9 protein-coding genes, 2 tRNA genes and 3 rRNA genes are annotated in these 13,390 nt (G+C 40.4%); 2 read left to right on the forward strand and 12 right to left on the reverse strand.

What is annotated here, in order from left to right:
- The first annotated feature begins 26 nt into the window (after window positions 1–26).
- Both HUE58_RS05175 and trxC read left to right on the forward strand, forming a co-directional pair.
- Window positions 27–659, forward strand: a complete 633-nt coding sequence (locus HUE58_RS05175; protein ID WP_174605940.1) for a hypothetical protein — start codon at window positions 27–29, stop codon at window positions 657–659.
- Window positions 660–710: 51 nt separating this feature from the next.
- Complete coding sequence (gene trxC, locus HUE58_RS05180) at window positions 711–1,133, forward strand: thioredoxin TrxC (protein WP_174605941.1); 423 nt, start codon at window positions 711–713, stop codon at window positions 1,131–1,133.
- A gap of 68 nt (window positions 1,134–1,201) precedes the next feature.
- Here trxC and rrf read toward each other — a convergent pair.
- The 12 genes from rrf to gshA form a co-directional block, all read right to left on the reverse strand.
- Window positions 1,202–1,317, reverse strand: a 5S ribosomal RNA gene (gene rrf, locus HUE58_RS05185).
- 190 nt (window positions 1,318–1,507) lie between these two features.
- Window positions 1,508–4,410, reverse strand: a 23S ribosomal RNA gene (locus HUE58_RS05190).
- A gap of 461 nt (window positions 4,411–4,871) precedes the next feature.
- Window positions 4,872–4,947: transfer RNA gene (locus HUE58_RS05195), tRNA-Ala, on the reverse strand.
- Between the two features lie 122 nt (window positions 4,948–5,069).
- Window positions 5,070–5,146: transfer RNA gene (locus HUE58_RS05200), tRNA-Ile, on the reverse strand.
- Between the two features lie 212 nt (window positions 5,147–5,358).
- A 16S ribosomal RNA gene (locus HUE58_RS05205) occupies window positions 5,359–6,904 on the reverse strand.
- Together the 16S, 23S and 5S rRNA genes with 2 tRNA genes alongside form the textbook arrangement of a ribosomal RNA operon.
- A 342-nt stretch (window positions 6,905–7,246) precedes the next feature.
- Entirely contained in the window at window positions 7,247–7,726 is a 480-nt protein-coding gene (locus tag HUE58_RS05210) for a rhodanese-like domain-containing protein (RefSeq protein ID WP_174605942.1), read from the reverse strand.
- A gap of 3 nt (window positions 7,727–7,729) precedes the next feature.
- A complete protein-coding gene (locus HUE58_RS05215; protein WP_174605943.1) occupies window positions 7,730–8,005 on the reverse strand; it encodes a type II toxin-antitoxin system RelE/ParE family toxin in 276 nt (91 codons plus the stop codon).
- The gene (locus HUE58_RS05220; RefSeq protein ID WP_174605944.1) at window positions 8,002–8,259 is read right to left on the reverse strand and encodes a type II toxin-antitoxin system Phd/YefM family antitoxin; all 258 of its coding nucleotides are present in this window, start codon (window positions 8,257–8,259) and stop codon (window positions 8,002–8,004) included. The genes HUE58_RS05215 and HUE58_RS05220 overlap by 4 nt, the downstream gene beginning before the upstream one ends.
- A 45-nt stretch (window positions 8,260–8,304) precedes the next feature.
- A complete protein-coding gene (locus HUE58_RS05225) occupies window positions 8,305–8,934 on the reverse strand; it encodes a response regulator (protein ID WP_174605945.1) in 630 nt (209 codons plus the stop codon).
- Window positions 8,931–10,370 carry a GAF domain-containing sensor histidine kinase gene (locus HUE58_RS05230; protein WP_246260773.1) on the reverse strand — a complete coding sequence of 480 codons (1,440 nt, stop codon included), beginning with the start codon at window positions 10,368–10,370 and terminating at the stop codon, window positions 8,931–8,933. Before HUE58_RS05230 ends, HUE58_RS05225 begins: the two co-directional genes overlap by 4 nt.
- Before the next feature lie 79 nt (window positions 10,371–10,449).
- Window positions 10,450–11,793 carry a tRNA uridine-5-carboxymethylaminomethyl(34) synthesis GTPase MnmE gene (gene mnmE / locus HUE58_RS05235; protein WP_174605947.1) on the reverse strand — a complete coding sequence of 448 codons (1,344 nt, stop codon included), beginning with the start codon at window positions 11,791–11,793 and terminating at the stop codon, window positions 10,450–10,452.
- 7 nt (window positions 11,794–11,800) lie between these two features.
- The gene (gshA, locus tag HUE58_RS05240) at window positions 11,801–13,291 is read right to left on the reverse strand and encodes a glutamate--cysteine ligase (RefSeq protein WP_246260775.1); all 1,491 of its coding nucleotides are present in this window, start codon (window positions 13,289–13,291) and stop codon (window positions 11,801–11,803) included.
- Window positions 13,292–13,390 lie beyond the last annotated feature (99 nt).

Below are 13,390 nucleotides of genomic sequence, written 5' to 3' on the forward strand. Positions count from 1 at the left end.
ATACAGTAATGGTATAAACTAGTGCAATGAGAGTTAAAAGCACTTGGCACAAAACCCAAGTTAAAACTATTGATGATATTGCTGGTGCGCTGGCATTTAACTCGTGGCGCATTACTAAAAACCATTTGGAAGATTTAATTAACGAAGCTTTCGTGATTGAAAAAGTACAAGTGTTTGATGTAATCTCTGAATACTTGTACTTTCTAATTCAGTGTATTGATAGACTGGTATTTGATAAATTAGATGCTAAGCAACGTCAAGTATTGATTGTCAAGTTAACCAAACAATCAGCTGATTATTTTCATGAAAACAAACAAGAGCGTATCAGTTCAGGCGAACATTGGAAGGACTTTATTCAAATTTATAACGCCAGATCTCAGGAATATGCCAATTATGAATTTACAAATGGTGAGCCTAATTATCATTTCTTAAGATACTTTGCAGAGAAAATTCAAAAAGCCATGACTCATTCCGATTCAAAATGGATTGTCCAACAAATTATTGAAATCCAAGCGCCAAAGGCCTTTAAATCAATCAAAAAAAGTGTTAAAGATTTGGTGGCAGTTGAAAAAATAATATCCAAAGCCGAGCAAATAAAAAACAAAGAAAACAAAATCCCCAGGTCTAAACGAAAATCTACCCGTTCTGACTTGCAATAGACCCAATCCACCCATAGATAATGCTCAATAATATCAGAAATAGGAGCTAACATGATTGCAATGTGCCCAAACTGCGGCGGACTTAATAACATTCCAAAAGAGAGATTAAACAACAAACCCAATTGTGGAAAATGTAAAAGTCCAGTTTATAGCGGACAGCCTATTAATATGAGTGGTACACAACTCACTCGTGCAATAGAAAAAACCAATGAATTGTTGGTGATTGATTTTTGGGCAACTTGGTGTGGTCCCTGTAAGATATTTGCCCTTGCTTTTAAACAAGTAGCAGAACAACTTGAACCTAAAGCTCGGTTTATCAAAATAGAAACCGAAAAAGAGCAAGTCATTTCTACTAAGCACAACATCCGCTCCATCCCAACACTAGCTATCTTTAGAAATGGTAAAGAAATAGACCGCATTTCTGGCGCACTTAGTGCACCAGATTTTACTAATTGGGTTAATCAACATATATAGAAAAACCATTTGAACAATCAATAAAAAACCCCAGCATCAAAAAATGCCTGGGGTTTTTTAAATTTAAAGCCTAGCAATGTCCTACTCTCACATGGGGAGACCCCACACTACCATCGGCGCTAAGTGGTTTCACTTCTGAGTTCGGGATGGAATCAGGTGGGTCACACTTGCTATTGTCGCTAAGCAAACTGGTTTCTTGTCCATTCAATGACGTATATTGGCTGGCATAGACAAGAGAATCAAAAAGTTTTTATACCTTAAAAAGAAGGTATAACATTTAAATACAGGTTATAAAGTTTACACACTTACTCAGTGTATTTGTATGACACACCAACACAAAAATTACAGATTCACTCAAATAATTTGGGTGTTATATGGTCAAGCCTCACGATCAATTAGTACAGGTTAGCTTCACACGTCACCGCGCTTCTACACCCTGCCTATCAACCTCGTAGTCTTCGAGGAATCTTAAGGAGCGTTTAACGCTCAGGGAGACCTAATCTTGGGAGGGGCTTCCCGCTTAGATGCTTTCAGCGGTTATCCTTTCCACACATAGCTACTCGGCAATGCGACTGGCGTCACAACCGAAACACCAGAGGTGTGTCCATTCCGGTCCTCTCGTACTAAGAACAGCTTCCTTCAAGTCTCCAACGCCCACGGTAGATAGGGACCGAACTGTCTCACGACGTTCTAAACCCAGCTCGCGTACCACTTTAAATGGCGAACAGCCATACCCTTGGGACCTGCTTCAGCCCCAGGATGTGATGAGCCGACATCGAGGTGCCAAACACCGCCGTCGATGTGAACTCTTGGGCGGTATCAGCCTGTTATCCCCGGCGTACCTTTTATCCGTTGAGCGATGGTCCTTCCACTCAGAACCACCGGATCACTAAGACCTAGTTTCCTACCTGCTCGACGTGTCAGTCTCGCAGTCAAGCACCCTTTTACCTTTGCGCTCATTGCACGATGTCCGACCGTGCTGAGGGTACCTTTGCGCTCCTCCGTTACTCTTTAGGAGGAGACCGCCCCAGTCAAACTACCCACCATGCATTGTCCCCGATCCAGATAATGGACCTAGGTTAGAATCCCAACCATACCAGGGTGGTATTTCAAGGATGGCTCCACTCGAACTAGCGTCCAAGTTTCAAAGCCTCCCACCTATCCTACACAGGTAGAATCAGAGTTCAATGCAAAGCTGTAGTAAAGGTGCACGGGGTCTTTCCGTCTGGCCGCGGGTATACTGCATCTTAACAGCAATTTCAATTTCACTGAGTCTCGGGTGGAGACAGTGTGGCCCTCGTTACGCCATTCGTGCAGGTCGGAACTTACCCGACAAGGAATTTCGCTACCTTAGGACCGTTATAGTTACGGCCGCCGTTTACTTGGGCTTCAATCAAAAGCTTCGGACGAATCCTAACCTCATCAATTAACCTTCAAGCACCGGGCAGGCGTCACACCCTATACGTCCACTTACGTGTTTGCAGAGTGCTGTGTTTTTAATAAACAGTCGGAGCCACCTGGTATCTTCAACTCTTACCAGCTCATTTAGCAAGTAAAATCACCGGCAAGAGCACACCTTCTCCCGAAGTTACGGTGTCATTTTGCCTAGTTCCTTCACCCGAGTTCTCTCAAGCGCCTTAGAATTCTCATCTCGTCCACCTGTGTCGGTTTGGGGTACGGTTTCATATAACCTGAAGCTTAGAGGATTTTCCTGGAAGCATGGTATCACGCACTTTTCCCAAAAGAGGGTTCGTTATCACGCCTTGAGCTTTAGATCTAAATCTAAGATTCCTGGATTTTCCTAAGAACCTACTCTACACGCTTGAACTTGGACAACCATCACCAAGCTGCGTTAACCTTCTCCGTCTTCCCATCGCAGTTATATGAAGTATGGGAATATTAACCCATTTCCCATCGACTACGCATTTCTGCCTCGCCTTAGGACCGACTAACCCTACGCCGATTAACGTTGCGTAGGAAACCTTGGACTTCTGGCGAGGGGGCTTTTCACCCCCTTTATCGTTACTCATGTCAGCATTCGCACTTCTGATACCTCCAGCAAACCTCACAGTTCACCTTCAACGGCTTACAGAACGCTCTCCTACCATCGCAATAAATTGCAATCCGTAGCTTCGGTATGTAGTTTTAGCCCCGTTAAATCTTCCGCGCAAACCGACTCGACCAGTGAGCTATTACGCACTCTTTAAAGGAATGGCTGCTTCTAAGCCAACCTTCTGGCTGTCTGGGCCTTTTCACATCGTTTCCCACTTAACTACAATTTTGGGACCTTAGCTGACGGTCTGGGTTGTTTCCCTTTCCACTACGGACGTTAGCACCCGCAGTGTGTCTCCCATGCTCATACTTGTCGGTATTCGGAGTTTGCAATGGTTTACTAAGCCTTGACGACCCGCTAGCCATAACAGTGCTCTACCCCCGACAGTAATACATGAGGCTCTACCTAAATAGATTTCGGAGAGAACCAGCTATCTCCGGGTTTGTTTGGCCTTTCACCCCTATCCACAGCTCATCCCCTTATTTTTCAACATAAGTGGGTTCGGGCCTCCAGTTAGTTTTACCTAACCTTCACCCTGGCCATGGATAGATCACCCGGTTTCGGGTCTACTCCCAGCAACTAAACGCCCATTTAAGACTCGGTTTCCCTACGGCTCCCCTATTGGTTAACCTTGCTACTGAGAAGTAAGTCGCTGACCCATTATACAAAAGGTACGCAGTCACGGAATAAATCCGCTCCTACTGCTTGTATGCATACGATTTCAGGTTCTATTTCACTCCCCTCCCGGGGTTCTTTTCGCCTTTCCCTCACGGTACTTGTTCACTATCGGTCATTAGAGAGTATTTAGCCTTGGAGGGTGGTCCCCCCATGTTCAAACAGCGTTTCACGTGCGCCGCCTTACTCGATTTCACATAAATTAAACTTTCCTATACGGGACTATCACCCTGTATCGTTGAACTTTCCAGAACATTCTAGTAATTTAAAATATGCTTAAGGGCTGGTCCCCGTTCGCTCGCCGCTACTAAGGGAATCTCGGTTGATTTCTTTTCCTCTAGGTACTTAGATGTTTCAGTTCCCTAGGTTTGCCTCCTTAACCTATGTATTCAGTTAAGGATAATGGTCTGATGACCACTGGGTTTTCCCATTCGGAGATCTCCGGGTTAGAGCTTATTTATCAGCTAACCGAAGCTTATCGCAGATTATCACGTCCTTCATCGCCTTCTAATGCCAAGGCATCCGTCGTATGCACTTATTCACTTGACCATATAACCCCAAACCATCTGATATGTGCTTCCACATTTTACTTTTACCTGTGTTGTTCTATTTCTTCAATCAGTCATTTAGCAGAGCTAAACTCCTTCAATCCTCAATAAAACGCCTTGTTAAAGAAAAAATCTGAAACCATTCAAGTTTGGTGTTATACAGTTAGTATTTCACCTTGAATTCACAAATTGTGATAAATCACAATCAGTGAATTCTTTATTTCATTACCAGTTTTTACACTGGCAATGAGAATCCATATTTTTTGAAATTGTTGTGTCAATGCAATACACCAATGAAAACTATCATCACAACAGTCTTCGCGTTGTTATATTGTATATTTACAAACTTTACTTCATGTATTAAATTGTTAAAGAGCTCCACACCCGAAAGCGCGGTATAAAAACTTAAACAAAGCAACGATTAAAAATTGTCTTGTTTAAGTTTTTAAATAAAAGAATATTTGGTGGAGCCAGAGAGGATCGAACTCTCGACCTCTTGCGTGCAAGGCAAGCGCTCTCCCAGCTGAGCTATGGCCCCTTACTTATTCTTTTTAATTTTTACTGTATTATATTTTTTATACGTTCTATTATGTAGATTTACTACTCTCTATGAACTTACCTCAAAAATATTTTGTAAATGATAAGGGTGAGGTCGGTAATTGGTGGGTCTAGGTGGATTTGAACCACCGACCTCACCCTTATCAGGGGTGTGCTCTAACCAACTAAGCTACAGACCCAAAATTACTAATTTATTTTCATTCTTCTGCGTTACTCTCTTAATTTAGTTAGTCATGTAGCTACTACTACACTCCTGCCTTCACTCAAAAAATACCTTGAATAAAAAAATATTCTGCGTAATCACTATAAAAATTATTACGCAAAAGTGTAATGTAATTCTTCTTATCTTTATAATCATCAAACAACTTGTTGTGGACACTCATACTTTTCTTAAGGAGGTGATCCAGCCCCACCTTCCGGTAGGGCTACCTTGTTACGACTTTACCCCAGTCATGAATCACACCGTGGTAACCGTCCTCTGTAAACAGTTAGACTAGCTACTTCTGGTGCAACCCACTCCCATGGTATGACGGGCGGTGTGTACAAGACCCGGGAACGTATTCACCGTAGCGTTCTGATCTACGATTACTAGCGATTCCGACTTCACGGGGTCGAGTTGCAGACTCCGATCCGGACTACGAAAAGATTTGTGAGATTAGCACCACCTCGCGGCTTAGCGACCCTTTGTCCTTCCCATTGTAGCACGTGTGTAGCCCTGGTCGTAAGGGCCATGATGACTTGACGTCGTCCCCGCCTTCCTCCGGTTTATCACCGGCAGTCTCTTTATAGTTCCCACCATGATGTGCTGGCAAATAAAGATAAGGGTTGCGCTCGTTACGGGACTTAACCCAACATCTCACGACACGAGCTGACGACAGCCATGCAGCACCTGTATTCGCATTCCCGAAGGCACCAATCCATCTCTGGAAAGTTTGCGATATGTCAAGACCAGGTAAGGTTCTTCGCGTTGCATCGAATTAAACCACATGCTCCACCGCTTGTGCGGGTCCCCGTCAATTCCTTTGAGTTTTAACCTTGCGGCCGTACTCCCCAGGCGGATAACTTAACGCGTTAGCTTCACCACTAAAGGGTAACCCCCCTTAACGACTAGTTATCATCGTTTACGGCGTGGACTACCAGGGTATCTAATCCTGTTTGCTACCCACGCTTTCGTACCTCAGTGTCAGTATTAGTCCAGAAAGCTGCCTTCGCCATTGATGTTCCTTCTAATATCTACGCATTTCACCGCTACACCAGAAATTCCACTTTCCTCTCCTATACTCTAGTTTGCCAGTTTCAAATGCAGTTCCCAGGTTGAGCCCGGGGCTTTCACATCTGACTTAACAAACCACCTACGCACGCTTTACGCCCAGTAATTCCGATTAACGCTTGCACCCTCCGTATTACCGCGGCTGCTGGCACGGAGTTAGCCGGTGCTTCTTCTAAAAGTAACGTCAAGACTAATTGGGTATTAACCACTAGTTTTTCTTCCTAATTGAAAGTGCTTTACAACCCTTAGGCCTTCTTCACACACGCGGTATTGCTGAATCAGGCTTGCGCCCATTGTCCAATATTCCCCACTGCTGCCTCCCGTAGGAGTCTGGACCGTGTCTCAGTTCCAGTGTGGCTGATCATCCTCTCAGACCAGCTAAAGATCGTCGCCTTGGTGAGCTTTTACCTCACCAACTAGCTAATCTTACGCAGGCTCATCTGATAGCGAAAGCATATAAATAGAGGCCCCCTTTACTCCGTAGAGATTATGCGGTATTAATCCGGATTTCTCCGGGCTATCCCCCACTATCAGGCAGATTCCTACGCGTTACTCACCCGTCCGCCACTCGACGCCTACTAGCAAGCTAGTATCGTTTCCGTTCGACTTGCATGTGTTAAGCATACCGCCAGCGTTCAATCTGAGCCAGGATCAAACTCTTCAGTTCAATTCTAACTATTTAGAACATTGGCAACATTCAAATAAATAAATGCGCTTTGCGTTCAATTTTTTAAAAAGCTTATTTGCTTTAGTTTTTAATGTGCACTTGCACAATTTTATTGTACGAGTGCCCACACAAGTTGTTTGATAGTTTTTTAAAGAGCAACCACAACATAAATAGCCAAAGCAATTTTTTTGCTGCAGTAAAAATTGGAAATTATACAGCTAACTGATAACCTGCCAAGCGTTATTTAAACTTTTATTTCCAACTTCCTTGCATTAAAAACAAAGGCCGTTTCTGTGCAGTGAAAGTGCCTAATTATACTAAGAAAACACACTAGGTCAAGTGTTAATTAACATTATTTTTACAAGGTGTTAATTTATCTTCTGAAACAGCTCTATTAAGCCATTTATCAGCTTGGTCAATATCAACAATTGCGTGATTAACATTCACCATTTCAAAATCATTATCGTTCCAGCCTTTGATACCCATTTTTAATGAGCACATCTTAGTAAAGCCCATTTGTTGCATGGTAAGGGCTGCAAGTACACTACGATTACCTGAGCGACAAATCACAACAATATTTTGGTCTCTTGCTTGTGCTAATGTTGGCACAGTGTCATTGTAATTCCAAACACAAGCCCCCTCAAGTATGCCTCTAGGCACGTGAATTGAATGTTTAATGTGCATCATGTCAAATTCATCTTGCTCGCGAATATCTAGTAATATTAAATCACTGTTGTGCTTAATTTCTTTTTCTAAGTCCCATGGAAACACTTCACTTACTGTTGTTAGTGCTTGTGCTACTAATTTTTGATATCCGTCCATTGTTTAATAAACTTCATTATGCATACCGATGTCAATCAGAATTATTGTGTTATCCTTGATCATAAAATCAACCACAATTCTGTATTTCGTATTGATAGAAACACTGTAATATTGTTTTAATTGTCCTTGTAGTTTGTGGTTTCTAAGTGATGGGTGTCTTGGATTTGCACTCAATATAACAATACTCTTCTTGTATTGTAGAGATATTTCCGAATGTTGTTTTAGAAATTTTTCTAACTTTTTTAAATAATGTTCAGTGGCAATGATTTGATAATTCATTCTAACAAATCATTAACATATTTGATATGCTCCTCTGCGGTTTGAATTTGATAGTCACCATTCTTAATATCTTGCATGGCTTGGATATAGAGGATATCCAAGCCATTTGCCCTAAAATCATTATAACGGTCAATATCCAACACCACGTATTTATTTTTACCACGAACGTTAATCACAACTTCATCGCCTTGTTTTAAGGCGTCATCAAAAACAGAAACACCCTTCGTCTTTACTTCGTTTGCGGTAATATTCATAATAGTTTTTTTATAATACTTTTAAAAGTATTATATATGAAAAATCTATTTGCAATAACCTTTTTGTGTCACCATGACTGCTACTTCAACGCGTGAGCTGAGTGATAGTTTTTTAAGAATTGATTTGACGTGGAGTTTAACTGTGCCATCGGAAATACCCAGTTCTCTAGCAATGACTTTATTGCTATAACCACTGGATACTTGACAAGCGACTTCTTCTTCTCGGCTGGTTAAGGAATCAAACGAAGGCTCATTATCAGTTAATTCATCCCGCAAAGCCTTTGCTAATACATGTGTCATATTTTGTGTAACAACAATTGAGCCTTTAACAACTTCATCTAAAGCGTCAACCAGCTCATCTGGATCCATATCTTTTAATAAATAACCTTGAGCGCCATGTTTAAGACAATTACGTAAATCATGTTCTTGGGTGCTGGTGGTTAGCATCACAATTGGCGTGGTGATGTTCTTTGCTTTGAGCGTTTTTAATACTTCAAGTCCGGACATTTGTGGCATACGTAAATCTAGTAGAATAATATCTACTGACAAAGAAGGAATTTCTGCCAAGCCTTGTTCTGGCGAGGCAGCCGCACTAGCACTAATTTGTTTAGATTCTAACAAGGCAATGAGTCCGTTACGAAACAAGGCATGGTCATCAATGATATAGATTTTCATGACAGTTTCGGGAAGTTGACGATAACGCGTGTACCTTCATCAACTTCTGATTCAATTTCAATACTAGCACCAATTCTTGTTGCTCGTTCTTTCATAATATTCATGCCAATATTATTCCCCATTACTTCACTTTCATTCTGATCTTTTTCAAATCCAACGCCATCATCCTCAATCAATAATTGATAATTAGGCTCTGCTAAAAGCAGAACACGTACATTACGAGCTTTGGCGTGTTTGCGTATATTAGACAACGCCTCTTGAGTAATGCGCATAATTTGCATTTCCACTTCTGGAGATACTTGTAGTCTGCCTTCAACTTGAAAATAAGTGGCAATGCCTTCTTCTGACATAAATCGATTGAGTAAATTTGTTAAAGAAGCCTCAATCCCTTTAGGGTCTAATGGCACACGAAAATTACACATCAGCTCACGCAACTCTTGATTTGCCTGAGTAATATTAGATTGTAAACTCAACACTTTATCACTCGCATCAGATTTTTTACCTGCTTTAAGCATGTTCCCAAGTACCGTTACTTGCAGTTTTAAACTGTAAATAGTTTGGGCCAATGAATCATGTATCTCTTGTGATAAAAACAAACGCTCTTGTGACAATTCTATGCGTTTGGTTTGGGCATCTAGGCGAGCTTTATCTAGTGCAATAGCGATATTTTCAGCAATAGAACTGAGTAGTGCACGCTCATCAAAAGCCAGTGAGGGCGATGTATCAAAAAATAAATTAAAAGTGCCTAGTGTTTTCCCATGATATCTAAGCGGGATAAATATCGTACCAACACTTGCCTTGGCTTGAGATTTTTTACCGACGCATTGTGCGCAAGTATGTACACTAAATTGCACATAAGTGTCACTTGCCATAGCGACTTCGCCACAAAAACAATCTGCATTCAATACATCTGCTACCTGAGCTTGCTTGTCAATAACTCCTTGTGTTGCCATCAAGTGAAGCTGACCATCATCAGACAAACTGCGTACAGCGCCTGATGAGGCGCCAGTCATGTTAATAAAAATGTCTAAAAAGTGCGAGAACAATTCATCAATCGAATGCATTTTATTCAGTTTTGATGACACACTATATAGCGTCTCTAAAGAGGCAGATTTTTTACTTAAACGCTGAATTTGCTTGTTTAAGATGCTTTCCATATCATCATATAGATGTTGATTTTCATCAATCAAATGATTAATCGCTTTTACAACAGGTTGAAACGTGGTTCTTTGGTGATCGCTTAAACGCACATTTTGGCTAGACTTATGATTATCCACCCAATTTTGCAAATCACTGAATGGTGATAAAAAATCTTGACGAATGGACAAGTAGAGGCCTAAATAAACCAACAGAATTAAGACAACCAACAACACATCCACGATATTAGTCATTGTATAAGCAAGTACCACTTCATACATTAACAATGGCGAGAGCAAAATCGTGACCAAAAAGTAAATGTAGAATTTTATTTTAATATTCAATATGTTTAGTTTCAAACCAGAAAGCAAGTTTTCCTTATTTTCCAATACAAAAAGAAGAAAATATTTCACCAAGTAAATCATCCGATGAAAACTCACCAGTAATACTACCCATAGATTGACCAGCAAAGCGTAAATCTTCAGCCATTAGCTCTATTGCACCATTTTCTAATTGCATAATGGCATTTTCAATAGATGCTAATGATGCTTCTAGGGCAATAATATGACGTTTTCTGGCAAGCACAATCCCTTCTGAAAAATCTTCTAATCCTGCAATATCAAACAACTCTTTTCGTAACAGCTCCATGCCTTCTGAATGCTTGGCTGAAACTGACAATTGAACAATATCATTAATCACGCCTCTTTCAATAGTGCCGCCTATTAAGTCCACTTTATTTTTAATTAGTAATAAGAACTGATAATCCATATTTTTAGGCAATATGGAAAAATCTAGCTTATCATCTTGCGCATCAAACACCATCAGCACCACATCAGCACGCTCAATCTCCAAATACGCTCTTTTGATGCCTTCTTTTTCTACCTTATTATGACTATCATGCAGACCTGCTGTATCAATAATATTAAGTGGCATGCCATTTACATGAATGGTTTCTTTTAACACATCACGCGTTGTACCTGCAATATCAGTCACAATAGCGCTGGATTCTTGTGTGAGCGCATTCAGCAACGAAGACTTACCAACATTAGGCTTACCAGCAATGGCAACATTTAATCCTTCTCTTAAAATAACACCTTGTGTGGCAGATTTTAAAATGGTTTCAATCTCCTGTTTAATGCCTTTTGCTTTAAGTTTAACTTGCTCAAATTGTAAAAAATCAATTTCCTCATCCGAAAAATCAATGGTCGCTTCAACAAAAACTCTAAGTTCAATAATAGACTTGGTAAGCATGTTAACTTGACTAGAAAACACGCCTGATAAAGACCTAAATGCTGATTTAGAGGCATATTTTGAGTTGGCATCAATCATATCTGCCACCGCTTCTGCTTGCACCAAGTCCATTTTTCCGTTTAAAAAAGCGCGTTTTAAAAATTCACCTGGCTCAGCTGGTTTAGCACCCATTGATATAATAGATTCTAATAAACAACGCATCACACTCATGCCGCCATGCCCTTGAAATTCTAATATATCTTCGCCTGTAAATGAATGCGGCTTAGAAAAAAAAAGAGCAATGCCTTTGTCTATCTCAGCATTTTCTTGGTCAAAAAATAAACCATAATGCGCATAACGCGGCTTGGGAACAAAGCCAAGCATTTTCTTTGCAATAACTTTGCATAATGGCCCTGATACACGCACTACGCCAATGCCTCCTTTGCCAACGCTACTGGCCAATGCACAAATTGTTGTTTCACTACTGTTCATTAATTTTTTAGGTATTTTTAAAATACTCGGTTAAAAATGTATCAAAACTCACTAAATCAGAGGCTTCAATCTGTTGCTGCTTTTTACATGAAACCTTTGCCTGATGATCCAAATAATCAAAGTGTTCTTGATTGATTGTATTAGATAAAAAATCGCTTCTATATTGTTTAGACAATGAATCAGTATAATCAAAAAATCCTTGATTACGCTCTTTCATCTGACTAAGTGTTATCGCAGAAGGGGTTAAATTTGGATTATTAATACGACATGCTATATCCCGAACAAATACCTGGTGGCTTTCACTTAGTAGGGTTGCACATTGCTCAATCTTGGTCATAATATCGTTTCCCCACTTTTGAAGTGAAGTCTGTGTGCCTCTATGCATTAACATTAATTTAGGCTTGCGACCCTCATGGGCAACCAGTTGATCATTAGTGTCAATTTCAAACTGCTCTGAGGTAGAAATAGCACAAGATGGTTCAAGCAAACAAAACAACATAAAAGCCTCTAAAAAATAAATTTGTGCTTTGTCGATACCCAGTGGCAAGAGTGGATTGATATCTATTGACCTTAACTCAACATAGCTAATGCCACTACTACTTAGTGCATCTAGAGGTTTTTTATCTGGCTCAAGCAGCGGTTTTGGGCGTACAGAAGCGTAATATTCATTTTCAATTTGCAAAATATTGGTATTAAGTTGTTGATATTTCCTATGGCGCTTTAAGCCAATCATTTCATACTCAAAACAAGCCGTTTGTATACCTGCTTTAAGACTATTTACATAATGGCCCAAACTATTATAATTGGCCTTAACACCTGCTTCATCCTCAGCTAAATTTTGATAGCCAATATCCCCCATGCGCAAAGAAGTAGCATGAGGTTCATACAAAGTTGACTCATTAAACTCAATCAACGAATGCGCATGGTAGCCTTTTAAAAACGACTTACACACAGCAGGCGATGCACCGAATAAATAAGGAATTATCCAGCCATAACGCACTATATTACGGGTTAAGCCCATATAGCTATTATCAATAAATGACCTTAACGTCTCTGTAGAGGTGAACAATGTTTGATATTGCTGCCAAAATTCATGAGAAAACGAATAATTAAAATGGATCCCTGCAATGGTTTGCATCACACTACCGTAACGATTTGCCAACCCTTGACGATAAATTGTTCTCATCATGCCTTGGTTAGAAGTACCATATTGAGCAATGGGAATGGTAGTTTCACCACGAATAACACAAGGCATGCTTGTCGGCCAAAAGTTTTGATCCTTAGGCAAATGATAATACAAATAATGCTGTGTGTCTTCTAAAAAAGACAACATTTCCACTGAATTATCAAGCGGCGGCGTTACCAATTCTATTAATGATTCAGAAAAATCCGTAGTGATATTAGGGTGTGTCAATGCACAACCAAAAGTTTGAGGGTGTGGCGCTTGAGAAATACCACCTTCTCTTGACACACGTAACCCTTCTTTTTCTAGGCCCATTAAGTTGCCCTTCAGTAACCTATTATATGGCTTTAGTTGTTGAATTTTTTCCTGTAATTGCAAAACAAGTCCAGATGCTAAAATAGTATTATTTTACAT

This window comes from Candidatus Ruthia endofausta (assembly GCF_013342985.1).
GTDB classification, from domain to species: domain Bacteria; phylum Pseudomonadota; class Gammaproteobacteria; order PS1; family Pseudothioglobaceae; genus Ruthia; species Ruthia endofausta.